Annotated in this window: 27 protein-coding genes; 14 read left to right on the forward strand and 13 right to left on the reverse strand. The window is 58.5% G+C overall.

Going from position 1 to position 26,034, the window contains the following annotated elements; translation table 11 throughout:
• The first annotated feature begins 3 nt into the window (after nt 1-3).
• A complete protein-coding gene (locus tag FQB27_RS02765) occupies nt 4-513 on the forward strand; it encodes a disulfide bond formation protein B (RefSeq protein ID WP_206374233.1) in 510 nt (169 codons plus the stop codon).
• Nucleotides 510-1,094 (forward strand): demethoxyubiquinone hydroxylase family protein, encoded by a 585-nt coding sequence (locus FQB27_RS02770; RefSeq protein ID WP_169559332.1) that lies wholly within the window; start codon nt 510-512, stop codon nt 1,092-1,094. The genes FQB27_RS02765 and FQB27_RS02770 overlap by 4 nt, the downstream gene beginning before the upstream one ends.
• A 69-nt stretch (nt 1,095-1,163) precedes the next feature.
• On the opposite strand, the gene FQB27_RS02775 is transcribed toward FQB27_RS02770, so the two are convergent.
• The 5 genes from FQB27_RS02775 to FQB27_RS02795 form a co-directional block, all read right to left on the reverse strand.
• Nucleotides 1,164-1,892: a hypothetical protein gene (locus FQB27_RS02775; RefSeq protein WP_169559333.1), complete on the reverse strand. Its 729-nt coding sequence runs from the start codon at nt 1,890-1,892 to the stop codon at nt 1,164-1,166.
• Between the two features lie 94 nt (nt 1,893-1,986).
• Nucleotides 1,987-2,538, reverse strand: coding sequence for an HNH endonuclease (locus tag FQB27_RS02780; protein ID WP_169559334.1), 552 nt, complete (start codon nt 2,536-2,538; stop codon nt 1,987-1,989).
• Between the two features lie 130 nt (nt 2,539-2,668).
• The gene (locus FQB27_RS02785; RefSeq protein WP_169559335.1) at nt 2,669-3,370 is read right to left on the reverse strand and encodes an alpha/beta hydrolase; all 702 of its coding nucleotides are present in this window, start codon (nt 3,368-3,370) and stop codon (nt 2,669-2,671) included.
• On the reverse strand, nt 3,367-4,020 hold the full coding sequence (locus FQB27_RS02790) for a DNA-3-methyladenine glycosylase family protein (RefSeq protein ID WP_169559336.1): 654 nt from the start codon (nt 4,018-4,020) through the stop codon (nt 3,367-3,369). Before FQB27_RS02790 ends, FQB27_RS02785 begins: the two co-directional genes overlap by 4 nt.
• The gene (locus tag FQB27_RS02795) at nt 4,017-5,291 is read right to left on the reverse strand and encodes a S41 family peptidase (RefSeq protein ID WP_169559337.1); all 1,275 of its coding nucleotides are present in this window, start codon (nt 5,289-5,291) and stop codon (nt 4,017-4,019) included. The genes FQB27_RS02790 and FQB27_RS02795 overlap by 4 nt, the downstream gene beginning before the upstream one ends.
• Before the next feature lie 123 nt (nt 5,292-5,414).
• Between FQB27_RS02795 and gluQRS the strand changes: the two genes are divergently transcribed.
• On the forward strand, nt 5,415-6,260 hold the full coding sequence (gene gluQRS / locus FQB27_RS02800) for a tRNA glutamyl-Q(34) synthetase GluQRS (protein ID WP_169559338.1): 846 nt from the start codon (nt 5,415-5,417) through the stop codon (nt 6,258-6,260).
• Nucleotides 6,261-6,375: 115 nt separating this feature from the next.
• Here gluQRS and FQB27_RS02805 read toward each other — a convergent pair whose 3' ends face one another.
• The gene (locus FQB27_RS02805) at nt 6,376-8,388 is read right to left on the reverse strand and encodes a protein meaA (RefSeq protein WP_169559339.1); all 2,013 of its coding nucleotides are present in this window, start codon (nt 8,386-8,388) and stop codon (nt 6,376-6,378) included.
• Nucleotides 8,389-8,646: 258 nt separating this feature from the next.
• On the opposite strand from FQB27_RS02805, the gene ccrA reads away from it, so the two are divergent.
• Both ccrA and FQB27_RS02815 read left to right on the forward strand, forming a co-directional pair.
• On the forward strand, nt 8,647-9,951 hold the full coding sequence (gene ccrA, locus FQB27_RS02810) for a crotonyl-CoA carboxylase/reductase (RefSeq protein WP_169559340.1): 1,305 nt from the start codon (nt 8,647-8,649) through the stop codon (nt 9,949-9,951).
• 56 nt (nt 9,952-10,007) lie between these two features.
• A complete protein-coding gene (locus FQB27_RS02815) occupies nt 10,008-11,687 on the forward strand; it encodes an acyl-CoA dehydrogenase family protein (protein ID WP_169559341.1) in 1,680 nt (559 codons plus the stop codon).
• Between the two features lie 94 nt (nt 11,688-11,781).
• On the opposite strand, the gene FQB27_RS02820 is transcribed toward FQB27_RS02815, so the two are convergent.
• From FQB27_RS02820 to FQB27_RS02830, 3 genes are all read right to left on the reverse strand, one after another.
• On the reverse strand, nt 11,782-12,669 hold the full coding sequence (locus FQB27_RS02820) for a YihY family inner membrane protein (protein WP_169559342.1): 888 nt from the start codon (nt 12,667-12,669) through the stop codon (nt 11,782-11,784).
• A gap of 58 nt (nt 12,670-12,727) precedes the next feature.
• Nucleotides 12,728-12,922 (reverse strand): tautomerase family protein, encoded by a 195-nt coding sequence (locus tag FQB27_RS02825; RefSeq protein WP_169559343.1) that lies wholly within the window; start codon nt 12,920-12,922, stop codon nt 12,728-12,730.
• Between the two features lie 125 nt (nt 12,923-13,047).
• Nucleotides 13,048-14,238, reverse strand: a complete 1,191-nt coding sequence (locus tag FQB27_RS02830; RefSeq protein WP_169559344.1) for an NAD(P)/FAD-dependent oxidoreductase — start codon at nt 14,236-14,238, stop codon at nt 13,048-13,050.
• Nucleotides 14,239-14,300: 62 nt separating this feature from the next.
• Between FQB27_RS02830 and FQB27_RS02835 the strand changes: the two genes are divergently transcribed.
• From FQB27_RS02835 to FQB27_RS02855, 5 genes are all read left to right on the forward strand, one after another.
• The gene (locus tag FQB27_RS02835; protein WP_169559345.1) at nt 14,301-14,495 is read left to right on the forward strand and encodes a twin transmembrane helix small protein; all 195 of its coding nucleotides are present in this window, start codon (nt 14,301-14,303) and stop codon (nt 14,493-14,495) included.
• 9 nt (nt 14,496-14,504) lie between these two features.
• Nucleotides 14,505-15,074, forward strand: coding sequence for a cob(I)yrinic acid a,c-diamide adenosyltransferase (locus FQB27_RS02840; RefSeq protein ID WP_169559346.1), 570 nt, complete (start codon nt 14,505-14,507; stop codon nt 15,072-15,074).
• A 201-nt stretch (nt 15,075-15,275) separates the two neighbouring features.
• Nucleotides 15,276-16,025 (forward strand): electron transfer flavoprotein subunit beta/FixA family protein, encoded by a 750-nt coding sequence (locus tag FQB27_RS02845; protein ID WP_169559347.1) that lies wholly within the window; start codon nt 15,276-15,278, stop codon nt 16,023-16,025.
• Complete coding sequence (locus tag FQB27_RS02850) at nt 16,025-16,954, forward strand: electron transfer flavoprotein subunit alpha/FixB family protein (RefSeq protein ID WP_169559348.1); 930 nt, start codon at nt 16,025-16,027, stop codon at nt 16,952-16,954. The genes FQB27_RS02845 and FQB27_RS02850 overlap by 1 nt, the downstream gene beginning before the upstream one ends.
• A 66-nt stretch (nt 16,955-17,020) precedes the next feature.
• Nucleotides 17,021-17,893 carry a 3-hydroxybutyryl-CoA dehydrogenase gene (locus FQB27_RS02855; RefSeq protein WP_169559349.1) on the forward strand — a complete coding sequence of 291 codons (873 nt, stop codon included), beginning with the start codon at nt 17,021-17,023 and terminating at the stop codon, nt 17,891-17,893.
• A 9-nt stretch (nt 17,894-17,902) separates the two neighbouring features.
• Here the strand turns inward: FQB27_RS02855 and FQB27_RS02860 are convergent, their stop codons facing one another.
• From FQB27_RS02860 to arsC, 4 genes are all read right to left on the reverse strand, one after another.
• The gene (locus FQB27_RS02860; RefSeq protein WP_169559350.1) at nt 17,903-18,862 is read right to left on the reverse strand and encodes a DMT family transporter; all 960 of its coding nucleotides are present in this window, start codon (nt 18,860-18,862) and stop codon (nt 17,903-17,905) included.
• A gap of 304 nt (nt 18,863-19,166) precedes the next feature.
• Nucleotides 19,167-20,351 carry an acetyl-CoA C-acyltransferase gene (locus FQB27_RS02865; protein WP_169559351.1) on the reverse strand — a complete coding sequence of 395 codons (1,185 nt, stop codon included), beginning with the start codon at nt 20,349-20,351 and terminating at the stop codon, nt 19,167-19,169.
• A 122-nt stretch (nt 20,352-20,473) separates the two neighbouring features.
• Complete coding sequence (gene meaB / locus FQB27_RS02870; RefSeq protein WP_169559352.1) at nt 20,474-21,403, reverse strand: methylmalonyl Co-A mutase-associated GTPase MeaB; 930 nt, start codon at nt 21,401-21,403, stop codon at nt 20,474-20,476.
• A 15-nt stretch (nt 21,404-21,418) separates the two neighbouring features.
• Nucleotides 21,419-21,766, reverse strand: a complete 348-nt coding sequence (gene arsC / locus FQB27_RS02875) for an arsenate reductase (glutaredoxin) (RefSeq protein ID WP_169559353.1) — start codon at nt 21,764-21,766, stop codon at nt 21,419-21,421.
• A gap of 133 nt (nt 21,767-21,899) precedes the next feature.
• Between arsC and FQB27_RS02880 the strand changes: the two genes are divergently transcribed.
• The 4 genes from FQB27_RS02880 to hslO all read left to right on the forward strand — a co-directional run bounded on the left by FQB27_RS02880 (nt 21,900) and on the right by hslO (nt 25,959).
• The gene (locus FQB27_RS02880) at nt 21,900-22,736 is read left to right on the forward strand and encodes an ABC transporter permease (RefSeq protein WP_169559354.1); all 837 of its coding nucleotides are present in this window, start codon (nt 21,900-21,902) and stop codon (nt 22,734-22,736) included.
• A gap of 171 nt (nt 22,737-22,907) precedes the next feature.
• Nucleotides 22,908-24,080 carry an aspartate aminotransferase family protein gene (locus FQB27_RS02885; protein WP_169559355.1) on the forward strand — a complete coding sequence of 391 codons (1,173 nt, stop codon included), beginning with the start codon at nt 22,908-22,910 and terminating at the stop codon, nt 24,078-24,080.
• Nucleotides 24,077-25,009 (forward strand): ornithine carbamoyltransferase, encoded by a 933-nt coding sequence (gene argF, locus FQB27_RS02890; RefSeq protein ID WP_169559356.1) that lies wholly within the window; start codon nt 24,077-24,079, stop codon nt 25,007-25,009. Before FQB27_RS02885 ends, argF begins: the two co-directional genes overlap by 4 nt.
• A gap of 20 nt (nt 25,010-25,029) precedes the next feature.
• Nucleotides 25,030-25,959: an Hsp33 family molecular chaperone HslO gene (gene hslO / locus FQB27_RS02895; protein WP_169559357.1), complete on the forward strand. Its 930-nt coding sequence runs from the start codon at nt 25,030-25,032 to the stop codon at nt 25,957-25,959.
• Nucleotides 25,960-26,034 lie beyond the last annotated feature (75 nt).

The raw sequence follows: 26,034 nt of genomic DNA on the forward strand, positions 1-26,034 counted from the left end.
GAAATGATGATATTTTCACAGGTGAATGCGCTGCGCATTTCTGTTCTGGCCAGTGTTGTCGCATTGGGAGCGGCGTTTGTGGCGCAGTATGGCTTTAACCTGCTTCCCTGCGTTCTGTGCCTGTATCAGCGCTGGCCCTATGCCGTGGTGATCGCCATCGGTATTGTCGGCCTGACCTTCGCGAAGACAAGACGGTCATCGGCCTTTCTGTTCCTGATCCTGATTGCCGCAGGCTTCGCGGTAACCGCCGGTATCGGTGGCTTCCATGTGGGGGTTGAACAGGGATGGTGGGCCGGAACGGCGGAATGTGCCGCCGATACGGGCAAGGTCCTGTCCATGGAAGACCTGAAGGCGCAGATTCTGGATGCGCCCATTGCCAAATGTGATGAACCGGCATGGCAGATGCTTGGAATTTCCATGGCGGGGTATAACTTGATTTTTGCAAGTCTGTTGGCGGTCTATGCGTTGGCCGCTGCGTTCAAGGGTCGCAAGACCGGTGAGGAGTTGGCATGAGCAAACCATCTAACCAGCAATCCGAAACCAGAAAAGTAACCGGCGAGGGCCGCCTGCCCGGTGATCCCCGCAAAGAGGATATCGTCGAGCGGATCATCCGGGTCGATCATGCGGGCGAGTTCGGCGCGGTTCGCATCTATGAGGGGCAGTTGGCTGTCCTGAAGAATACGGACGAGGCTGATACCATCCGCCATATGAAGGAGCAGGAAGAGGTGCACCGCGCCCGGTTTGAGGAATTGATCGCGGATCGCCGGGTGCGCCCGACAGCCCTCAGCCCCCTCTGGAATATGGCCGGGTTCGCCCTTGGGGCAGGAACGGCCCTGCTGGGGAAAGAGGCGGCGATGGCCTGCACCGAGGCGGTGGAAGAGGTCATCGACGAGCATTACCAGAGTCAGCTTGACCAATTGGGCGAGGATGAAGCCGAATTGAAGGAGATTATCCAGAAATTTCGGGACGAGGAAATCGAGCACCGGGATATCGCCCGTGAACGGGGCGCGGCGGAAGCCCCCGGTTATGAGGTGCTGACCTCTGCGGTCAAGGCCGGCTCAAAGCTGGCGATCTGGCTGTCCTCGCGGGTCTAGGCCCGCGATCAGGGGGCAGGGGATCAGGGCCCGGCGACAGCAGCAGCGGTAGCCGGACCCGGTCGTTCTTTACGGGAAGTCGCAGCGCATTGCCGAGACTTTGGCAAAGCTCTGGCGTCCGCTTTCAATGGTGAAGCGATATTCATCCGCGCCGAACACCATGCTTTTCTCAAGCGGCAGCAGGCCGGTAATTTTTTCAGATTTCCCGCCAGTCTCGCGGAAGGTGATGGTGACCGGTTTCGCCGGATCGAACCACGCTTCGGGTTTGCCGTCCGCGTTCAGGAAGGATTCACCGTCTCCGGTCACGATTACGGCCCCGTCATTCAGGCTGATGGAATTGGCCACCTGATTGAAAATGGGTGTGTTGACGATAAACCGCTTTGATTCCGGTTTCTTGTCACAATTCTGGCTGTTCTGAATAAGTTGGATAACCGATTGCAGGCGGGCGGCCTCCAGCCCGTCGTTCATGCGGGTGCGGACCAGTTCAAGGATATTGCGAAGTTCCCCGGCGGGCATCTCGCTTTCATACTTGTTGCGCCATGAGCGGGCCTCGGCCAGCGCCGTGCTTTGCCGGTTCAGGGCATCGCGGGCCTGGTCGTTCAGACGCTCGTTCTCGCGGGTCAGGGTCAGGACCTGATCTTCCACATTGGCAACGCGGCGGTCAGCCTCTGCCTGGCCCTCGAAATAGCCATAGGCGCCGGCGGCGCTCAGCAAAAGAAGGTAAAAGAAGAATTTCAGGACGCGGTTGCGCCGCTCCACACTTCGTCTTTTCTCGGAAAGACCAAGACCATAACTCATGATTAGTCACTTCAGTATAAGCCAAAGGGAAATATTTCCCCCTGTGTATAACCGTTTGGGACCGGCCATGGCAAGCGGTGTACAGAGCGCCGGACTAATCTATCAGCTCTGTGTCCCAGTAAAGATAATCGCGCCAGCTGTCATGCAGGTAGTTCGGCGGAAAACCCTGTCCCTGTTTGTTGAGCATATGCGCGGTTGGCGCATAGGGGCGAATGGTCGGGAACATGTTGGCTTCTTCCGGCAATCGCCCGCCTTTCTTCAGGTTGCATGGTGCGCAGGCGGTGGTGATATTTTCCCAGCAGGTTTGCCCGCCTGCCCGCCTAGGAAGATAATGGTCAAAGGTCAGGTCATCCGGGGAATTGCAATACTGACACCGAAACCCGTCGCGCAGAAAGACATTGAACCGGGTGAAGGCCGGTTTGCGGTTCTGGCGGATATAGCGTTTGAGGGAAATGACACTTGGCAGGCGCATTTCAAAGCTGGGGGAATGGACGACGGTGTCATATTGGGAAACGATATTGACCCGCCCCAGAAAGACGGAGCGAAGCGCATCCTGCCACGACCACAGGGAAAGTGGGAAATAACTCAGTGGCCTGTAATCGGCATTCAGAACAAGCGCCGGATACTTTTCTGCCGAAGATAGCACGGTCTTGGACCCTCCTTATCTTGTCTAAGGAAAGTCTGGCGCGGTTAAGGTCAAAAATCAATTCCTAATACAGTATTTAGTGTTAAATTTTTGTGACCCTACTGTATGTCGTGTCACAATTGCAGGTTGATCAGCCGTTAAAAAGACCGCCGAGGAAGCGCTGTCCCAAGGCCAGCCCGGTTTCGTCAATACCGTGGGACAGGCTCGGTCGGGCGGTGGTCTCAACGGGGACGGACAGGGACTGCAGGACCCGCCTTGCGTGTTCAAGGGCGGCGATGGGCAGAATGTCGTCTTCCTCGCCGTGGATAAGGCAGACCGGGGGTTTGCAGCGAATGTCCCGGGCCAGCGTGCCGGGGGCCACAAGCGCCCCGGAATAGCCCAGAATGCCCGCCGGGCCGACCGGATGGCGAAGCGCCGTATAGAGCGCCATCATGGTCCCCTGACTGAAGCCCACAAGCGCCAGATCCTGCCAGCCAAGAGACAGCCGTTCCAGTTCTGCATCCAGAAAGGCTTCAATTTTTGGCGCCGCGGTTTCCGCACCCGGTGTCAGGGCGTCAAGGGCTTGTTCAATGGCATGGGGATCGCGCCGGGACAGGGTCGGGTCGTATCGGTTGAGGGAGAACCACTGCCGACCGAACGGGGTCAGTTCGCATTCTTCGGGGGCGTGGGGGGCAATAAAGGCGGCATGGGCCAGTTGGGGCTGCCAGATTTTTGCAAGCTGGATCAGGTCATCGCCATCGGCGCCATAGCCATGCAGCAGAACGACCAGTTGGCGGGCGGGTTGGCCGGAAAGGGGGGAGAGCCGGGGGCCATCCAGAAAAGCGGAACTCATTGACCGGTTGCCTCTTTGAAGGTTTTGCGTGTGGCCGGTTGTACCACATCCACATAGTAACGCCACAAAACGCGGGCGGCCAGTGTCCGGAACGGGCGCAGGGGTTCTGCGTGTCGATCCATTTCCTTCTGGGAGGGACGCTCCTCCAGTCCTTTCAGGTGCTGAAGCGCGATTTTCAGGGCCACATCGCCTGCGGGCCAGATGTCCTGCCGTCCAAGGCAGGCGATCATGTAGATTTCGGCGGTCCAGCGGCCAATCCCCTTGACCTCTGTCAGGGCGGCAAGGATGTCTTCGTCTTCCAGCGCATGCAGGCCGCCAAGGTTGAGCTTTCCGCGCACGATGTCGTCGGCAAGGGCCCGGCAATAGACGGCTTTCTGGCGACTGAGGCCAAGGGCTCGAAGCTGTTCCTCGTTCTGGCGCAGCAGGGTTTCGGGCTCAAACGGCTGGATGGCGGCCTCAAGGCGGGTCCAGATGGCTTCGGCGCTGGCAAGAGAGACCTGCTGTTCGACAATGATCCGGGTCAGTTGCTCAAAACCGGCGGGGCGCTGTCGGTCGGGCAGGGGCTGGATCAGGGGCAGGGCGCGGGCAAAATCCTCGTCCTGCCGGATCAGGTGTTGAAGGCCTTCCTCCAATCCGGCCCGGGGTGTCATTGGGCATGGGCCGCTGCGGCCGTTTCCAGTGACGGGTTGCACATCATGGTTCGGCTGGCCCGACCGATCGGGGCCAGAAGTTGCTCCTGTCCCGTGTCGGCATCCCGGATGTCCGGCGTCAGGCCGATATGATTGAACGACAGGTCCCGGCCCACGGTGAAACGCCCGGTGGTCAGGCGCAGGCCGCCGCCATTCTCCAGATCGAACAGGGTCTGCATGGACCCCTTGCCATAGGATTTTTCCCCGAACAGGCGGGCCCGGCCATTGCTTTGCAGGGCGCCCGCGACGATTTCCGCCGCCGAGGCAGACCCTTGATTGATCATGATGATCATGGGCAGGCCATGAACGCTGTCACCCCGTGCGGCCCGTTCTTCGGTAAAGCTGTTGCCCCGGTTCATGGCCTTCAGGATATGGCCCTGATCAAGGAACTGGTCGGCCACATCAATGGCCGAGGAAACAAGACCGCCCGGATTGTTGCGCAGGTCCAGAATAACGCCGCAGAACCGACCGCCAAGGTCCCGGTTGATGGCCTTGAGGGCGTCTTCCACCTCGTCCCCGGTCTTGCGGTTGAAGGACAGGATACGGATATAGCCGATATCCCCGTCCGCCTTGTATTCAACCGAATGCAGTTCGACACGGCGGCGGGTGACGGTCAGCTTCAGGGGGGTGTCTTCCCCGTCTCGCTGGATGGTCAGGACAGACGAGCTGCCTTCCGGCCCCCGCAGTTTGCTGACCGCATCATGCAGGGACAGACCTGACAGCGGGTCACCGTCCTGATGGGTGATGACATCGCCCGACAGGATGCCCGCTTCCTCGGCGGCGGACCCGGCAATTGGCGAGAGAACCGTCAGTTCATCGTCGCGCATTTCAATGCGAACGCCGAAGCCGATGAAGTCCCCGTCCAGACTTTGTTGATAGCGGCTGTAGGTTTCCGGTGGCATATAGCCGGAGAATTTGTCGAGAGAGGCAAGCAGGGCGTTGAGGGCGCGGGTGGTCGGCGGTGTGCTGTCCGATGTGTTCCGAAGGCCCCGGATGGCCTCGTCCACAAGGTCATCCAGATTAACCTCGTCCACATAGCGGGCGTTGATGGTGATCAGGGCATCTTCCAGCGTGTCCACATCCCGGTTCAGGGTGTCCGACGGGCCAATGACATTCAGGTAGGCAGCTTCGTACCGATCCACCGCGTTGGTGACGGCCTCATCCGAGACGAAAGGCAGGGCGCAGGCGGTCAGAAGCGCGAGGAGATTGGCAGTGATCAGGAGTTTCCTCAAGCGGTGCGCCTTTCATCGGTATTATTAACAAAACATTAACGAAGCTAGTGGGTTCCTGTTCCGGTTACAAGTAATCCTGTGATTTTTTTTGTTTTTATGCCGCGTCTCGGCTAGATTGCCGCCATGAAAATTGTTACCCGATTTGCGCCGAGTCCGACCGGCTACCTGCATGTTGGACATGCCTATTCCGCGTCTCTGGCCTGGCGACTGGCACAGGAAAGCGATGGTTATTTCCTGCTCAGGATGGAGGATATCGACCAGACCCGCTGCCGCCCTGAATTTGAGGCCGCCCTGCTGGAGGATCTGGCGTGGCTGGGCCTGACATGGGAGCAACCGGTTCGCCGCCAAAGCGAGCATCTGGACGATTATGCGGTTCTGGTGGATCGCCTGTTCGAGCGGGACCTGATCTATCCGTGTTTTTGCACGCGCAAGGAAATTGCCGCAGAAATCGCCCAAAGCCAGTCCGCGCCCCATGGGCCGGATGGGCCGGTTTATCCCGGTACCTGTAAACATCTGAGCCGGACCGAGCAGGAAGACCTGTTTGCGACGGACAAGCCCTATGCCCTGCGGTTGCACATGGACCGCGCCCTTCAGGCGGTGGCGCTGGACAGCCTGACATTCCGGGAACAGGAAAAGGGATGGATCCAGTGCGATCCGGCCCGATTCGGGGATGTAGTGCTGGCCCGCAAGGAAACGCCGGCCAGTTATCATCTGGCGGTGACGTTTGACGATGCCATTCAGGGGGTTAATCTGGTGGTGCGTGGGCAGGACCTGTTCGAGGCGACCCATATTCATCGCCTGTTGCAGGCGCTGCTGGATTTGCCCACACCGGAATACCGGCATCATGGGCTGGTCACCGACATGAAGGGCAAGCGTCTTGCCAAGCGGAACAATGACGCCATGCTGAAAACCCTGCGCGAACAGGGCTATACCCCCGAAGAGGTCCGCAAGCTGGTTGGGTTCGGCTGATCCCCGGTTGAGTGCCGGTTGCGCGTGGGCGGCCGGTTGAAAGGGGACTGCCGGGTGGTGGCAACGGCGCCCCGCCCGAAGGCGGGGGCCGTGTCTGCCGGTGCCGGGTTTCGGATCAGGCGGCGGCGTCGTGCCGAAGCACAATATCCACCATGTCGGACATGATACCCATCATGTCGAAATCCTTCGGCGTGTAGACAGCCGCCACCCCGGCGGCTTTCAGTTTCTCGGCGTCTTCTGGCGGAATGATGCCGCCGACAACCACGGGGATATCGGACAGGCCGGCGGCTTTCAGTTTTTCCACCACCTCGCTGGCCAGTGAATTGTGCGATCCGGACAGGATCGACAGGCCCACCAGATGGACGGATTCTTCAAGCGCCGCATTGACGATCTGTTCCGGGGTCAGTCGAATGCCTTCATAGACCACTTCCATGCCGCTGTCGCGGGCGGCCACGGCAATCTGTTCGGCGCCGTTCGAATGACCGTCCAGACCCGGTTTGCCAACCAGAATCTTGATCGGGCGACCCAGCGATGTGGCGGCCTCGGAAACCTTGCCGCGCACCGCGTCGATGGCCCCGCCGGAGACGTTGGACACAGAACCGCTGACCCCGGTGGGGGCGCGGTATTCCCCATAGATGGAGCGCAGGGCTTCGGACCATTCGCCGGTTGTAACCCCGGCCTTTGCCGCCGCGATGGAGGCAGGCATGATATTCTCGCCGTTGGTGGCGGCAGTCTTCAGGGCCTCAAGGGCGGCTGTGACCTCGTCCTGATTGCGGGCGGCGCGCCAGGCGCGCAGCCGTTCAATCTGTTCCGCTTCTACGGCGGGATCGACGGTCATGATGCCGCCATCGCCTGCCTGTGTCAGCGGGGACGGGGTGGATTCGGTGAAGCGGTTGACGCCAACCACCGGAATATCGCCGGAAATGACCGACTGCACCCGGTTGGTGTTGGACTGGACCAGGGCCTCTTTCAGATAACCGGATTCCACGGCGGCAACCGCCCCGCCCATCTTTTCGATGCGGGACAATTCCTCGCGGGCGGCCTGTTTCAGCTCTTCCACCTTGCGGTCGATTTCAACCGATCCCTCGAAAATGTCGCCATATTCCAGAAGATCCGTTTCAAAGGCGACAATCTGCTGCAGACGCAGGGACCATTGCTGGTCCCACGGGCGGGGCAGGCCAAGGGCCTCGTTCCACGCGGGAAGCTGGACGGCGCGGGCGCGGGCCTTCTTGGACAGCACCACCGCCAGCATTTCCAGCAGAATACGATAGACGTTGTTTTCCGGCTGCTGTTCCGTCAGGCCCAGCGAGTTGACCTGAACGCCATAGCGGAAGCGGCGGAATTTTTCGTTTTCCACGCCATACCGTTCCAGCAGGATTTCATCCCACAGGTCGACAAAGGCGCGCATCTTGCACATTTCGGTGATGAAACGAATGCCCGCATTGACAAAGAAGCTGATCCGGCCCGTTGCGGCGGGGAAGTCGGCCGGGCTGATCTGGCCGGAATCCCGTACCGCATCCAGCACGGCAATGGCGGTCGCCAGCGCAAAGGACAGTTCCTGTGTCGGCGTCGCGCCTGCTTCCTGCAGATGATAGGAACAGACGTTGGTCGGGTTCCATTTCGGCATTTCCTTATAGGTGAAGCTGACCACGTCGGTGATCAGTTTCATGCTCGGGCTGGGCGGGAAGATATAGGTGCCGCGGGACAGATATTCCTTGATGATGTCGTTCTGAACCGTTCCCTGCAGGGCCATGCGGTCGGCGCCCTGTTCCTCTGCGACGGCGATATAAAGCGCCAGCAGCCACGCTGATGTGGCGTTGATGGTCATCGAGGTGTTCATCTTTTCCAGAGGAATCTCGTTGAACAGGGTCCGCATGTCGCCAAGATGGCAGATGGGAACACCGACCTTGCCGACCTCGCCCCGCGCCAGAACATGATCCGAATCATAGCCGGTCTGGGTCGGAAGGTCGAACGCCACAGACAAACCCGTTTGCCCTTTTCCAAGGTTTGTCTTGTACAGTTCGTTCGATGCCTCGGCCGATGAATGGCCGGAATAGGTACGGAAAAGCCAGGGCTTGTCCTTCTGTGCAGATGCGTTTTCCAAGGGTTCTCTCGCGGTTGTATTCATAATTATCTTTCGTTTTAACCTTAAGAAGCTGCCGCTTATTTCGTTATTGCTCTCCCAGCAGCAATATCATAACTTTGTTTTGCGGTGCAAAAAAACTTGCACATGATTAAAAGTTCAGCAATCATCGCGTCATATTAGCAGGGATAACAAAAATGCGGGAGGAAATTTGATGCGCTGCGAAAATTCTTCCCCTCAAGCAAGAAACAAGTCGGTGTCGCTGCTACGGCACTGCAAAACGAGTTAAGAGGAACAATTGCCATGTCCGAGAGTCAAGCCCCGAAACCCACCGTGGTCAGTGACGCCAAAACCGAAGCTCCGCTGAAGGATCTTTATGAGGTTGGCGAAATTCCCCCGCTGGGTCATGTCCCGTCCAAGATGTATGCGTGGGCCATTCGCCGCGAGCGTCACGGCGAGCCGGAAAAGGCCATGCAGGTCGAGGTGGTGGAAACCCCGCAGCTTGATTCCCACGATGTGCTGGTTCTGGTCATGGCCGCCGGCGTGAACTATAACGGTGTCTGGGCCGCCCTTGGCGAGCCGATCTCCGTGTTCAACGTTCACAAGCAGCCTTATCACATCGCCGGCTCCGATGCGTCCGGTATCGTTTATGCCGTTGGCAGCAAGGTCACCCGCTTCAAGGTTGGGGACGAGGTTGTTGTTCACTGTAACCAGGATGATGGCGACGACGAGGAATGTAACGGCGGCGATCCCATGTTCTCACCCAGCCAGCGGATTTGGGGCTATGAAACCCCGGACGGGTCCTTCGCCCAGTTCTGCCGCGTGCAGGATCGTCAGTTGATGCCGCGTCCGCGCCACCTGACATGGGAAGAAAGCGCCTGCTACACCCTGACACTGGCAACCGCCTACCGCATGCTGTTCGGCCACCGTCCGCATATCCTGCGCCCGGGTCACAACGTTCTGGTCTGGGGGGCCTCCGGTGGTCTTGGTTCCATGGCGATCCAGATTTGTGCCGCTGCCGGTGCCAACGCCATCGGCGTGATTTCCGACGAGACAAAGCGCGATTTCGTCATGTCCCTTGGTGCGAAGGGCGTCATCAACCGCAACGATTTCGATTGCTGGGGCCAGTTGCCGACCGTGAACGGCGAAGGTTTCGATGACTATATGAAAAAGACCCGCGAGTTCGGCAAGGCCATCTGGGAAATAACCGGCAAGGGCAATGACGTGGACTTCGTGTTCGAGCATCCGGGTGAAAAAACCTTCCCGGTTTCCTGTAACATCGTGAAGCGCGGCGGCATGGTTGTGTTCTGCGCCGGGACCACCGGTTTTAACCTGACAATGGATGCCCGCTTTGTCTGGATGCGCCAGAAACGTATTCAGGGCAGCCACTTCGCCAACCTGAAACAGGCCTCGCAGGCCAACAAGATGGTGATCGAGCGTCGGATTGATCCGTGCATGTCAGAAGTCTTCGCATGGGATGATATTCCGCGGGCTCACACGAAAATGATGAATAATGAGCACAAGCCGGGTAACATGGCGGTTCTGGTGTCTGCAAAATATCCGGGTCTGCGTACTTTCGAGGATGCGATCGAGGCGGGGAACTCCTGAGTTCCCCCATTTTGCCCGTACACCGGCAACGATAACAAGAAGACAGATAGAGTATCATGACTGACACGAATACTTCTCTCCTGCTGGAGGGCCTTGATGGCCTGTGTGGTGAAGCCCTCGAAGCAGCAGAAACCCTGAAACAGCGGGCGATCCAGTCCGTTGCCGCCTTCACCCGGGGTGAAAATGGTCGGATTTCCTCGGCGCTGGTCGAGGAAAACCAGTATGCGACCCACGGTCTTGCCTGGCTGGTTACCTATGTGGAAACCCTGAAGGAAACCCTTAACTGGTCCCGGTCCCTTGCGGCGGAAAACAAGCTGGGTGAGCTTGAGGAACTGATGCTTCAGGCCGGTTTCGCAGAATATCTGGCCCAGTTGGCCAACGGTATTCCCATGACCCTTGGCGAAATCATTCGCCCGTCAGACCTTGGTCTGGACGATGCTGCCATTGACGCTTTTCGGACCCGTGCCGTCCTGACCCTGACGGGTAAGGGCTACACACCGGCCGTGCGGGAGCGGATCGCGACCCTGATTGCCGAGGGACTGGATACCGGTGATTTCGGTGATCCGTGCCTTGATGAGACCTATGCCATGATTCGGGATCAGTTCCGCCGGTTCGCCGACGATGAAGTGATGCCCTTTGCCCATGAATGGCACCTGAAGGACGAACTGATCCCCATGCCAGTGGTCGAGAAAATGTCCGAACTGGGTGTGTTCGGCCTGACCATTCCAGAAGAATATGACGGTCTTGGCCTTGGCAAGATGTCCATGTGCGTGGTGTCTGAGGAACTGTCTCGCGGCTATATCGGGGTTGGCTCTCTCGGGACCCGCTCTGAAATTGCGGCGGAATTGATCCTGACCGGCGGAACGGACGCCCAGAAACAGAAATGGCTGCCGCAGATTGCGACCGGCCAGATTCTGCCGACGGCGGTTTTCACCGAACCGAACACCGGTTCCGACCTTGCCTCCCTGCGGACCCGCGCCGTCCGGGATGGCGATGTCTACAAGATCACCGGTAACAAGACATGGATCACCCATGCGGCCCGCGCCGATGTGATGACCCTGCTGGCCCGTTCCAACCCGAACGAGCCGGGCTACAAGGGCCTGTCCATGTTCCTGGCGGAAAAACAGCATATGACCGAGGACGAGGATTTCCCGACACCGGGCATGACCGGCGGCGAGATCGAGGTGCTGGGATATCGCGGTATGAAGGAATATGAACTTGGCTTCGACAATTTCGAGGTGAAGGCCGAAAACCTGCTGGGCGAAGAGGAAGGCAACGGCTTCAAGCAGTTGATGCAGACCTTCGAAAGCGCCCGTATCCAGACAGCGGCCCGGGCGCTGGGTGTGGCCCAGAATGCCTTGGAGCTTGGCCTGCGCTATGCGCTGGACCGGGTTCAGTTCAACCGTCCGATCATCAAGTTCCCGCGTGTGGCTGGCAAGCTGTCCAGCATGGCCGTGGAAATCATGATGGCCCGTCAGCTGACCTACGCGTCCGCCCGTGCCAAGGATGAAGGACGCCGCTGCGACCTTGAGGCCGGTATGGCCAAGTTGCTGGGGGCCCGCGTTGCATGGGCAGCGGCGGATAACGCCCTGCAAATCCATGGCGGTAACGGCTTTGCGCTGGAATACCCGATCAGCCGGGTGCTGTGCGATGCCCGTATCCTGAATATCTTCGAGGGGGCCGGTGAAATTCAGGCCCAGGTGATTGCGCGTCGTCTTCTGGAAGGCGCCAACTGATCCTTGTAAAGACAGGAATGAACCGGCGTACCCATCAGCCTTTGGCTGGACGGGGCGCCGGTTTTTCTTTTCACGGGCCGGATCAAACGATGATCTAGTCTCGCGCCTTGGGAAGATCCTCTACCGCAATGGCATCATCGCGGGTCTTCATTTTTCCGGTGAAGCGGAAGCCAAGAACGGCGGTGATGGTGGCCCCCAGCAACACCATGACCCAGCTCAGATACAGCCAGATCAGGAAAATCGGCAATGCCGCAAGGGCGCCGTAAATAACCTGATAGGTCGGGAACAATTCCAGATACAGCTTGAACGCATATTTCCCAAGAATGAACAGCGCCGCCGCAACCGCCGCCCCCAACGCGGCATGACGCCATTTGACCCGGCGCGCGGGGACCAGCCGGTAAATCAGGAACAGGATCAGGAAACAGCCGGCAAACGGGATGCTGAAATTGAAATAGGGGGTATAGGCGGACAGGTCCATGCCGCTGAATTCCCGTGTCAGGCTGGCAATCCACCGGGCCAGCGTCAGGCTGGTGCCAATGGCAACGGGGCCCAGCAGGGTGATCAGCAGATAGGCGATGAACCGTTTGAAAATATTCCGGGTGACATCCACCTGCCAGATTTTTGTGAACACGGATTCGATGCTGGATAAAAGAAGCATGGCCGTGATCACAAGGCCCGCCACCCCGAAATAGGTCAGTTTCCGGGAATTCAGAACCAGATCCTGAAGGATGGACTGGATATGGGAAATGGTGGAGGGCAGGAAATTATCCAGCAGCAGATAAAAAAGATCGATCTGGATTTGGTAAAAGGCATCCAGATAGGTGAACAGGGCAAGGGACAGCGCCGCCAGCGGCACAATGGCCAGCAGGGTCTGGTAGCTGAGCGCCGTAGCCATGCGCGGGCAATTCTGGTTGACGAAATGCCGGGCAATGTCGCGAACGAGGGAGAGGAGGAGCGAGCCTCCCGTCTGTTTGTCCGTCATGTCCTGATCCCTGTCATGCCCTGTCCTGTCCGCCGGTCGATACTGGGGTGTCCGTGGTTTAGTCGGGGTATTTCAGGCGGGCGATTTCCCCGCCAACACCCCAGTTGTCCTTGGAAATATCGGTGATGACGATGCTGACGCTGGCTTCCTTGCAGCCTGTCACGCGGACCATTTCCCGTGTCAGGGCCTGAACCAGTTCCCGCTTGGTTTCGTTATCGCGGCCTTCAAACATTTCTACTCGTACGATTGGCATGGGCCATCCTTTCCTGTGGGTGATTTCCGGTCGTTCGTCTGGTGCCGGAAATCTGTTGTTGTTGCTGTTGTCGCTGTCGCTGTTTTTGTTGTTTCGTTGATCGGGGGGCGGGGAGTGTTCCGACCCTAGACAACGTTGATTTCCGGCCGGGCAATGCCATCGATCATACGCTGGAACGAGAAAGTCTCAAGATCGAGGGTCTGGTACCGCCCGTGGGTGACCAGTTCCGCAATGGCGCGTCCCACTGCCGGGGATTGCTGCAACCCATGCCCGGAAAATCCGTTGGCAAAGACAAGGTTCGATATGTCCGGATGGAAACCCAGAACCGCGTTCTGATCCAGCAGGTTATAGGCATAATGCCCGGCCCATGCGCCTTCCATCTTGATCGCCTCAAAGGCCGGAACCCGGTGGGCAAGAACGGGCCAGACATGTTCTTCGAACCAGCTGTAATCCACATCGAAATCAAGGCAATCCGGGTCGTTCTCCGGGCTGGGCGAACAGCCAGAGATGAACTGGTGTCCTTCGGGCCGGAAATAGACCCCGCTGGGATCAATGGTCAGCGGGCATTTGCCAATATCCGTGCGGCAGGAAAAAGAATAGACGAACCGCTTTCTGGGGCGAACGGCAAGGTCGATCCCCGCCCATTTGGCGACCGTTGCCGCATGAACCCCCGCCGCATTGATGACGGTGCCTGCGGACAGTCGCCGCCCTTCCAGAAGCTGCACGGATGTGACCCGGTTGCCCTCCCGCTCAAGGCCAATGGCCTCATCCTTCAGGTAGGTGACCCCCTGATGGATGGCCTTGCGGCGAAAGGCCTGATTGAGGCCATAGGCATCCAGCCAGCCTTCCCCTTCAAGGCCGATGCTGCCACCGGCAAGGTCGCTGACATTCATCCAAGGATAGGCGCGGGCCAGATCGTCCGGGTCCAGCAGGGCCACCGGGACCCCTTCGCGGCTCTGGATGGTGTGGTTGTTGTACAGGATGGGGATTTGCGCGTCCTGTGCCAGAAAAAGATATCCGTTTTCCTTCAGGTCGATATCGACCCTGGTGCCGTCCACGCTCAGATATTCGGTGATGTTGCGCAGGAAATCGATGGAGAATTGCGAGATCCGGATATTCTCCGGGGTGGAGAATTGCTGCCGGATGCCTCCGGCGGACCGGCCCGTCGAGCCGAACTCATAGGCCGGGTCTTTCTCGATGACGGCAATGCGGGTTTTCCCGTCCTGCATTGCAGATAGAAAATAGGCGATGGCAGAGCCGATGACCCCACCCCCGATGATCACGGTGTCGTAGTTGTTGTTTGAACCTGTTACCACTTTGCTCTTCCCTGTTACAAAGCCGCCTTTGATCGGCGCGATTATTATGGTATTCCCTGTTGATGCTTGATTATCTCATTATTGCGGCCATTGTCGCAACCGCCGGTGTTTTACTTGTGGGTATACTGTCCATGAGCCGGGGCGGTGATTTCAACCGAAAAAACAGCAACAAGCTGATGCGCCTGCGCATTATCATGCAGGCAATCGCCCTTGTTCTCATCATGCTCAGCCTGTGGCTGGGGGCGAGCGGAAGCTAGGGGCGTTGCATGGTAAAGCTGACAAAAATCTATACCCGTGGCGGGGATAAGGGACAAACGTCGCTTGGCGATGGCAGTCGGGTGCCCAAGGACAGCATCCGGGTCGAATCATATGGCGATGTGGATGAACTGAACGCGGTGATCGGGATTGCCCGTCTGCACACGGACGGGGACGCGGAGGCGGACGGTATGCTGGGCCGGATCCAGAACGACCTGTTCGATCTTGGGGCCGATTTGTGCACCCCGCACAGTGACAATCCGAAATACCCGCCTCTTCGCATTGCGGAGGAGCAGGTCACCCGTCTGGAGCAGGAGATTGATTCGCTGAACGCGGAGCTGTCGCCCCTCAATTCCTTCATTCTGCCGGGCGGGTCTGCCGCCTCTGCGCACCTGCATCATGCGCGGACGGTTTGCCGCCGCGCCGAGCGGCGCATGGTTTCTCTGGCAGAAGTCGATAAAATAAACGAAATATCAATACGTTACATAAACAGGCTTTCCGACTTCCTGTTTGTGCTGGCCCGCTCCCTGAATGACAAGGGCGCGCGGGATGTCCTTTGGGTGCCCGGTGCGAACAGATAGACTTTAAACCTCTTGAAATGTCGTTTAAATAAACAGTCGGGGCCAAACCAAATGGTGGTGTCGCAACCAATTTGACAGATTGTCATTTGCTAATTATTGTGCACTGCCGAAAAACATCTGAAACGCCCCCCCTTAACGGATGCAGGATCAGTATTTTCCTGTAGGACCGAAGGGCCAACTGGCTTGGGAGATAACCGATCCATGAAAGTTCTCGTCGCTGTAAAGCGTGTAGTGGACTACAACGTAAAGATCCGTGTTAAAGCGGACAATACAGGTGTAGACCTCGCAAACGTAAAAATGTCTATGAACCCCTTCGACGAAATCGCCGTCGAGGAAGCTCTTCGTCTCAAGGAAGCTGGCAAGGCAACCGAAGTGGTCGCCGTTTCTGTCGGCCCGCAGCAGGCACAGGAAACCATTCGTACAGCCCTCGCCATGGGCGCGGATCGTGGTGTTCTGGTCAAGACTGATGACGAAGTCGAGCCGCTGGGTGTTGCAAAGCTCCTGAAAGTGGTTGCCGACGAAGAAAAGCCGGACCTCATCATCGTTGGCAAGCAGGCCATTGATGACGACAGCAACCAGACCGGTCAGATGCTGGCAGCCCTGCTGGGTTGGTCACAGGGTACCTTCGCATCCGAAGTTGACCTGGGTGAAGGCACTGCAAAGATTACCCGTGAAATCGATGGCGGCCTGCAGACAATCGATCTGAAGATGCCAGCAATCGTGACCACAGACCTGCGTCTGAACGAGCCGCGCTACGCGTCTCTGCCGAACATCATGAAGGCGAAGAAGAAGCCGATCGACGAGAAGGTCGCAGCCGACCTCGGTGTTGATATTGCGCCGCGTCTTGCCACATTGAAGGTGGAAGAGCCTGAAGCCCGTGCTGGCGGTGTAATGGTCGAAAGCGTAGCCGAACTGGTAGACAAGCTTAAAAATGAGGCGAAGGTAATCTGATGACTGTTCTTGTACTTGCTGATCATGATAATGCCGCGCTTGGCGCAGCAACCCTGAACACGGTCACTGCTGCTTCCGAAATGGGTGGTGACGTTCACGTTCTCGTCGCCGGTTCCGGCTGTGCCGCTGTTGCGGATGCCGCTGCGAAAGTCGCCGGTGTTGCCAAGGTGATCCTGGTGGACGATGCTGCCTACACCAACGCGCTGGCCGAAAACGTCTCCACACTGGTTGTTGGCATGGCCGACGGCTATGACGCCATTCTGGCTCCGGCCACCACATCCGGTAAAAACATCCTGCCGCGCGTTGCTGCGCTGCTGGACGTTGCCCAGATTTCCGAAATCACCAAGGTTGTTTCCAACGACACCTTCGTTCGTCCGATCTATGCCGGTAACGCCATGGCGACCGTGCAGTCCAAGGACGCCAAGAAGGTGATCACCGTTCGTGCAACCGGTTTTGATGCTGCTGCTGCCGAAGGTGGTTCCGCTGTCATTGAAAATGGTGCGGCTGCCGGTGATGCCGGTCTGTCCTCCTTCATCGGTGAGGAACTGTCCAAGTCCGAACGTCCGGAACTGACAAGCGCCCGCATCGTGATTTCCGGTGGTCGTGGCATGCAGTCCGGCGACAACTTCCCGCTGTTGGAAAAAGTCGCTGACAAGCTGGGTGCCGCTGTTGGTGCCAGCCGTGCCGCTGTTGACGCCGGTTTTGTTCCCAACGACTACCAGGTCGGTCAGACCGGTAAGGTGGTTGCGCCGGAACTGTATATCGCCGTCGGTATCTCCGGTGCGATCCAGCACTTGGCCGGTATGAAGGACAGTAAGGTGATTGTCGCCATCAACAAGGACGAAGAGGCTCCGATTTTCCAGGTTGCCGATTACGGTCTTGTTGCCGACCTGTTCAAGGCTCTTCCGGAACTGGAAGAAGCACTTTAATGGCTTGTGCTTGCGATAAACCCGGCGTTATGATCGCCAACTCTTTCGTATGACAGGACAACAGGCATGATTAATGTAGTGGGAGTAATCGGCGCTGGACAGATGGGGAATGGTATTGCCCATGTGATGGCGCTCGCCGGCCTTGATGTATACCTGAAGGATGTGAGCCAGGAAAATCTGGAACGCGCCATGGGTGTCATCGAGCAGAACATGCAGCGTCAGGTTGGCAGTGGCAAACTTGATGAAGGGGAGATGGTCGCCGGCCTTGCTCGTATTTCCCCTGTCCTGACAGATGAGTATCTTGGCCATGTCGATCTTGTGATCGAGGCGGCAACCGAAAATGAGGAAATCAAGAAGTCCATTCTTGCCCCTCTCGGGTCGCAAATGAAGCCGGAAGCCATTATCGCAACCAACACCTCCTCCATTTCCGTGACCCGGCTTGCCGCGGTCACGGATCGTCCCGGCCAGTTCATGGGTATGCACTTCATGAACCCGGTGCCGGTGATGAAGCTGGTTGAACTGATCCGCGGGATCGCCACAAGCGAGGAAACCTTCCAGACCATCAAGGATCTGACAGGGCGCTTGAACAAGACCCCGACCCCTGCCGAGGATTTCCCGGCCTTCATCGTGAACCGGATTCTGCTTCCGATGATCAATGAGGCCATCTACACCCTGTATGAAGGGGTGGGAACCGTGCAGGCGATTGATACAGCCATGCGCCTTGGTGCGAACCACCGGATGGGACCGCTGCAACTGGCCGACTTTATCGGTTTGGATGTGTGCCTTTCCATCATGCAGGTTCTGTACGAAGGTCTTGCAGATACAAAATACCGTCCGTGCCCGCTGCTTGTAAAATATGTGGAAGCAGGCTGGCTTGGCCGGAAGACCGGGCGTGGTTTCTACGACTATTCGACGGACGAACCCACACCGACCCGGTGATGAATGGATCTATGTTATCTTGTCTTCAAGCCCCGGTTCGCCGGGGCTTTTTTTTGCCTGAACGGGCGGCGGGGCTGACCGGGTATCGCGGTTGAAGGTGGCGGTCAGGATGATGCCGGGGGTCAGGACCAGAATGCTGATCCAGCCAGCGGTGGTCATCGGCTCTCCCAGCAATCGAATACCAAGCAGGGCGGCAATGGCGGGCACGCCGGACATCATGGCCGCCGTGACGGGCGCCCCGATATGGCGGACGGCCGCTGCCACCAGAACCATGCCGAACAGGGTCGCCAGAACCCCCTGATAGAGCGCTTGCAGGCCGATCTCGGACCAGCTTGCCTCGGTCAGGCCGGATGGCAGAGCCACGGCCCACACCGGAAGATAGAGAACCCCGTTCACCACCGAAGCACAGAACAGCACCTGCATGGAGGTCACCCCCCAAAGCCGGGTGGCGATCATGTACATGGCAAAGAACAGCCCGGCCAGCATGAACAAAAGGTCCCCGGTCAGGGTTTCTGCGGTTGTCGCGCCGCTGCCCCCGCCCAGCAGGGTGAGCGAGGCACCGACCAGAATGAGTGCCGATCCTGCAAGCTGCATCCGGTGCGGCACCTGTTTCAGCCACACCCACCCCAGCAGGACGGTAATCATGGGCAGGATGCCGTTCATGAATACTCCGCCGTGAGAGGCCGGGGACAGGGTAAAGGCGGTAAAGACAATCAGGTTGTAGGGAATGCCCGCCAGTTGGGAGACCACCAGCACCCGTTTCAGGGTCATGCCCCGCCACGGCTTGAAATAGAGCACCAGCGGCAACGCCAACAGGCCCGAGATCCCAAAACGCATGGCGGCAAGGTCATAGGCGGTGAGGGCGGATGTGGCACCGGAGCGGGTCGTGACAATCCAGCCGGACCACAGGCACACAATGGTCGAGGCGCAGATAAATCCGATAAGTGTGTTCTGTCTGGTTTCGACCATGCTGGACCTGATGTTCTTGTTGTTCTTGCAGGGATGGGGGCGATTGTCCCTAAACTGAAAATGAATGACGGATATTCAATCAGCTTTCCATTCCGTTAGCCAGCCTTTTCAAGGCGGTCATGAAGGAGGCGGAAGGGGGAGAGATAGGGGGCAGAGGAGGGCCAGAGGGGGACAGGAAAACAGCGGAAGCGGGAGTTGGACCGGTAGAGGAGAGGCAGAGAGGCCCGGCGGTGTAAGCGCATAAAAAAAATCCCCGGCGGTTGGGCCGGGGATTTCTGTGTTCCGTTTGTTACGGGGCAGGGGATCAGTTGACCTCGAACAGGCCAGCCGCACCCATGCCGCCGCCGATGCACATGGTCACGACCACATATTTCGCACCGCGGCGCTTGCCTTCGATCAGGGCGTGACCGGCGAGACGGGCACCGGACATGCCATACGGGTGCCCGATGGAAATGGCGCCGCCATCCACGTTCAGAAGGTCATTGGGGATGCCCAGCTTGTCGCGGCAGTAAACAACCTGCACGGCAAAGGCTTCGTTCAGTTCCCAAAGGCCGATATCGTCCATTTTCAGGCCGTGGCGTTTCAGCAGTTTCGGAATGGCGAAGACCGGGCCGATGCCCATTTCGTCCGGCTCACAGCCCGCCACAACCAGTCCGCGATAGGTGCCAAGCGGCTCGATATTGCGTTGCTGGGCCAGTTTTGAATCCATGACCACACAGGCGGACGCGCCGTCGGAAAGCTGGCTGGCGTTACCGGCGGTGATAAAGCCGTCTTCGCTGACAACCGGCTTCAGCTTGGCCAGATCCTCAAGGGTGGTTTGCGGGCGGTTGCCTTCGTCCTGCGTCAGGGTCACTTCCTCATACAGGGTTTCACCGGTTTCCTTGTTGACCATCGCCTTGGTGGTGGTCATGGGAACGATTTCCTGATCAAAGCGGCCTGCGGCCTGACCGGCGGCGGTACGCATCTGGCTTTGCAGGGCGTATTCGTCCTGTTGATCGCGGCTGATGTTATAGCGGCGGGCAACGGTTTCAGCCGTCTGCAGCATGGGGTCATAGATGGACGGCTTGTTTTCCAGCAGCCATTCATTGCGGGCGCGGAAGGTGTTCATATGCTCGTTCTGGACCAGGCTGATGCTGTCCATGCCGCCAGCCACCATAACCGGCACCTGATCAACGATGACGCGCTGGGCGGCCATGGAGATGGTTTGCAGGCCGGAGGAGCAGAACCGGTTGACGGTGACACCGGCAGTGGTCACAGGCAGGCCGGCGCGCAGCAGGCTCTGGCGGGCGATGTTGCCGCCGGTGGCGCCTTCCGGGTTGGCCACACCGAAAATAACGTCTTCCACTTCGTCCGGGGCGATGCCGGCGCGTTCAACCGCGTGCTTGATCACATGGCCGCCCAGATCGGCACCATGGGTGTTGTTGAAGGCGCCGCGATAGGCTTTGCCGATAGGGGTACGTGCGGTGGATACAATGACGGCTTCTGCCATGAGACTTCTCCTGTTTCTTGCTTATTGTCAGGTCTGACGCCCGATCGTGACCACAGCTTATATAGGCAGGGTCACAAAGAAAAGCAGGAAGTTCGGCTTTCGTGAATATGCGGGCCCGGCGTTCAGCTTTCCAGCCGTACGGCAATGGACAGGGCTTCGCGGGCCGCTTCCTCAAAGGTTACCTCACCGCGGACAAGTTTGGCCGACAGCCGTTGCAGGGCGGGGTTTCCGTCATCCTCAAGGATCGCGGCAAGATATTCCATGGTTGCCGTTTTCAGCAGTTTGCGCGGCCGGTCCTTGCCTTTTTGCGAGGCGTCCGCGAGGGCGGCGATTGTTTCCACCCGATCGGCCAGCGCATCCAGCCCTTCCCCTTCAAGGGCGATGGTTTTCAGCACGGGAACCGTCTTGCCGGAATTGCCGGTGGTCCGGGCCTCCAGTTGGCGGGCGGTCCGTTCGGCCAGCGGGTTGTCCGCCTTGTTGACCACCAGAATGTCAGCGATTTCCAGAATGCCGGCCTTGATGGCCTGAACATCGTCGCCAAGGCCGGGGGCACAGACCACGATCTTGACATCGGCAATGTCCGCGACTTCCACCTCGGACTGGCCCGCTCCCACGGTTTCCAGCAGGATAAAGTCCTTGCCGAAGGCGTCCATCACGTCAATCACATGGGAGGCCGAGCGGCTGAGGCCGCCCAGATGCCCGCGAGAGGCCAGACTGCGCACAAAGACCTGATCGTCCCCGGCATGGTCGGTCATGCGGATACGATCGCCAAGAACCGCGCCGCCGCTCAACGGGCTGGACGGGTCAACGGCAATCACGCCGACAGATTTTCCCCGCTGCCTCAGTGCCTTGACGAAGGCCCCCACAAGGGTTGACTTGCCTGCGCCGGGCGCCCCGGTGAACCCCACCACGGTTGCCCGGCCAAGATCGCCGGAAATGGCTTGCAGGATCTCTCCGGTGGTTGGGCCGCCATTTTCAACAATGGTTATGGCCCGGGCCAGCGAGGCCCGGTTGCCGGCCCGCAGGCCAATGACAAGATCCTGAACAGACATGGGCATGATGATCAATCAGAGGATATCGAGAACGGATTCCGGTGGGCGGCCAATGCGAACCTGCCCGTTGGCAAGTACAATTGGGCGTTCGATCAGTTTGGGGCTGTTGATCATGGCGTCAATCAACTGGTCGTCGGACAGGCTGGCATCGTCCAGATTGTTGTCCTTGTATTCCGCTTCCTTCTTGCGCATCAGGTCCCGCGGGGCCATGGACAGTTTGTCCAGAATATCCTTCAATTCCTCGCGAGAGGGCGGGGTTTTCAGATACTCGACCACTTCCGGCGTAATGCCTTTTTCTTCCAGCAGGGCCAGTGTCTGGCGGGATTTGCTACATCTCGGGTTGTGCAGGATCTTGACGGACATGATGTTTCTCCAACCTGTAGGCAGCGTTCCGGGGACGGTTTCTGTCGGCCGGGTTGCCTTATTCTGTCTTTTTACGCACAAGTGTGACACGGATGACTTGCGCCTTTCTCAATGTGGGAATATTTAAAGGGCCATGACTATAGAAACAACAGAAAATAACCCCGTCACTGTAAACAGGGACGCGGGCGACACAAATCATATCGGCCTGGTGAACTGGCTCGGGCTTTACACATTGCTTGCCAAGGAAATCAAGCGGTTCCTGAAAGTGCCGGCGCAGACCATCTTTGCGCCGATGATGACGACCCTGCTGTTTCTGGCCATCTTCACACTGGCCTTCGGGGGCTCCGGCCGCTATGTGGGCGAGGTGAGCTTCTCGGCCTTTCTGGCGCCGGGCCTGATCATGATGTCCGTGATCCAGAATTCGTTTGCCAATACCTCGTCATCGCTGGTGATTGCCAAGGTACAGGGCAACATCGTGGATGTTCTGATGCCGCCCCTGTCGGCGCTGGAACTGACGGTCGCCTATGCTTTCTCCGGTCTGGCGCGGGGCTTGGTCGTGGCCCTTGCGGTGGCCACCTGCATGTGGCTGTTCATTGATCTTCGGGTGCATTCCTGGGGGGCGGTGATCTATTTCGTCATTGGTGCGGGCCTGATGCTGTCCCTGCTGGGCGTGATCGGCGGGATCATTTCTGACAAGTTCGATCATATTGCGGCCGTGACCAACTTTGTGGTGATGCCGCTGTCCTTCCTGTCCGGGACCTTCTATTCCATCGAGCGCCTGACCGGTATCTGGTATGAAATCAGCCACCTGAACCCGTTCTTCTACATGATTGACGGGTTCCGTTATGGCTTTATCGGCACGTCCGACAGCACCCTTCTGAAAGGGGCGCTGGTGGTTGGTGTGCTGGACCTGATTCTTTTTGCTGTTGTCTGGGCGCTGTTCAAGCGCGGCTACAAGCTGAAAGCCTAGGGAAACACCGGGGCGAACGCCCCGAAACCCCTTCACAATAAAGAGTTTGATTGACAGGAAACGCGGTCCTGTCAATACTTCCGCGCTTTCTCGGGTCGCGAGGCGGTTTTCATCCCGATTCGCGCCTGTTACCCTACAGACATTGCGTCGATTTACCTGTGGAGAAAGCACATGATACCCGCGTTGTTATCAAATTATGCTCCTGCTGATCTTTCCTTCGAAAAAGGAGAGGGTGCGTACCTGATGGGGAACGACGGGCGACGATATCTGGATTTTATTGCGGGTATTGCAGTGACATCCCTCGGTCACGGGCATCCGCGTATCATGGAAGCCCTGGTCGAACAGGCGTCAAAGGTCTGGCACGTATCCAACGTGTTCCGCATTCCCGGACAGGAGGAACTGGCCCGCAAGATGGTGGATGCCACCTTTGCCGATGCGGCCTTTTTCTGTAACTCCGGCGCCGAGGCCAACGAGGCCGGCCTGAAAATGATCCGCAAATATTTCAGCAGCAACGGACAGCCTGAACGCTATCGCGTGATTGCGTTTGACGGGTCGTTCCACGGCCGGACACTGGCAACCATTGCCGCCGCCGGTCAGGACAAGCTGCTGGACGGCTTTGGCCCGGCCATGGACGGTTTCGACCATATTCCCGTGGGCGATATTGACGCTGTGCGGGCGGCCATCACGGACGAGACCGCCGGTATCATCATCGAACCCATCATGGGCGAGGGCGGCATCAAGGTGGTGGACCCCGATTTCCTGCGGGCGCTGCGCGCCTTGTGCGATGAAACCGGCCTGTTGCTGATGTTTGATGAAATCCAGACCGGTATGGGCCGGACAGGCAAGCTGTTCGCCTATGAGCATCTGGGCATTGCCCCGGATATCCTGACCTCCGCCAAGGCGCTTGGAAACGGGTTCCCGATCGGGGCCTGTCTGGCGGTTGAAAAAGTGGCCAAATGCATGACCGCAGGCAGCCACGGGTCAACCTATGGCGGCAATCCGCTGGCCGTTGCCGTGGCCGGTGCGGTTGTGGATGTCATGACCGAAGACGGTTTCATGGACCGGGCGGCCCGCATGGGCGGACATCTCAAGCAGTCCCTGTGCGGCGTGGCCGATCGGTATCCGTCCGTTATCGAGGAAGTGCGCGGCGTTGGCCTGCATCTTGGGCTGAAATGCAAGACCGAGAATACCCGGTTGCTGCAAGCGCTGCGCAAGAACGGTGTTCTGGTGGCACCGGGCGGGGACAATGTGGTGCGTTTGTTGCCGCCACTGATTATTGAAGAACAACAGATCGCCGAATTTATCGAGGCGCTGGAACACGCCTGTGAGGAGCTGGCAGAATGACCCAACCTACCCATTTTCTTGACCTGCACGAAATTGACAAGGCCGCGCTGCGGACCATGATTGACGATGCGCTGGCCGTGAAAAAGGCGCGTTCCGGAAAGCCGAAAGGAACCCGCGACGACGATCGTTCGCTGGAAGGGCGGACACTTGCCGCCATTTTCGAGTTCCCCTCAACCCGGACCCGTGTGTCCTTTGACATGGCCATGCGTCAGTTGGGCGGCGATACAATGGTGCTGAACAGTGGCGATCTGCAACTGGGGCGCGGCGAAACCATTGCCGATACGGCGAAGGTCCTGTCCCGCTTTGTGGATGCCATCATGATCCGCACCAGTGACCATGGCAAGCTGCTGGAACTGGCGGAAAACGCCACCATTCCCGTCATCAACGGCCTGACCAATGACAGTCACCCCTGCCAGTTGATGGCCGATATCCTGACCTTCGAGGAGCATAAAGGCTCCATTGAAGGCAAGGTCGTCGCATGGAGCGGCGATGGCAACAACATGGTGTCCTCTTGGATTCACGCGGCTGGCCAGTTCGGCTTTGAATTCCGCGTTGCCTGCCCGGAAGCCCTGTCCCCCGATCCGCGAGCCCTTGACTGGGCTCGTCAGACCGGGGCCAATGTGCATGTTACCCGCGATGCGGACGAAGCCGTTCGCGGTGCCGATTGCGTGGTCACGGATACGTGGGTTTCCATGGGCGATGACGCTGGCGACCGCCACAATCTTCTGGCGCCGTTCCAGGTGACAGAAAAATTGATGGAAAAAGCGGCCAGTGACGCCATATTCATGCATTGTCTACCGGCCCACCGGGATGAAGAGGCGACGGCGGCTGTCATGGATGGCCCCCAGTCGGTGATCTTCGATGAAGCGGAAAACCGTCTTCATGCCCAGAAGGCCGTCTTGCGTTGGTGTCTTGGACAGACACGCTAGTTTTATATATTGGTATCCTCATGTCTGAACCGCAGAACAAACCCATTCTTGTCGATAACCTGATCCAGCCGTTCCAGATGGCCGAAGCCGGTGTTCGTGGCCGCCTTGTCCGTCTGGGCGATGTGGTCGATACGATCCTGAACCGGCACGACTATCCGGAACCGGTCGCCCGGTTTCTGGGGGAAACGCTGGTTCTGGCCGCCATTCTGGGCGGGGCGTTGAAATTCGACGGTATTTTCACGGTTCAGACAAAGGGGGACGGCGCCATCTCCATGATGGCCGCCGACATGACCACGCCGGGTGACCTGCGGGGCTATGCCGCGTTCGACCCGGACAAGCTGGCCGCGGTTGCCGCCGGGGCCAACGGCGATCCGGTCAAAAGCTATTTCGGCAAGGGCTATGCCGCCTTTACCATCGATACCCGGGATACGGATCACCGCTATCAGGGGATTGTGGAACTGGAAGGCACCAATCTGGCCGAATGTATGGAAAATTATTTCACCCGTTCGGAACAGCTTGAAACCGCCCTCAAGGTGGCTGTGGACCGTGTCGATGGCAAATGGCGGGCTGGCGGGATCATGGTCCAGCGGCTGCCCTTCGAGGCCTCCAAGTGCGGCGATCAGGAAGAATATGAGGATGGCTGGCGGAACGCCAAGGCCCTTCTTGGCACTGTGACCGTCGAGGAACTGACCGGTGCACGTCAGAAGACCTCGGAGCTGCTGTACAAGCTGTTCCACGAGGATGGGGTCTGGCTGTATGATCCGCAGCCCTTGCAGGATCAGTGCAGTTGCAGTGGCAAGCGGGTGATTGCCACCCTGAAAACCTTTGCCGCCGCCGATCTTGCGGATATGGCGGATGACGGGGTGATCACGGCGGATTGCCAGTTCTGCAATACCCAGTATCGCTACGCGCTTGACGATATCGAGGCCGAGAAAAACGCGGCCTCCTGACAGGTTTCATCAAATTGCCCTCTTCATTCTGCATCGTCTACCGGCTATTGTTGGGGCGAAATTCAGCATCGAGGT

It is taken from the genome of Sneathiella chinensis, assembly GCF_012720115.1.
GTDB lineage: Bacteria > Pseudomonadota > Alphaproteobacteria > Sneathiellales > Sneathiellaceae > Sneathiella > Sneathiella chinensis.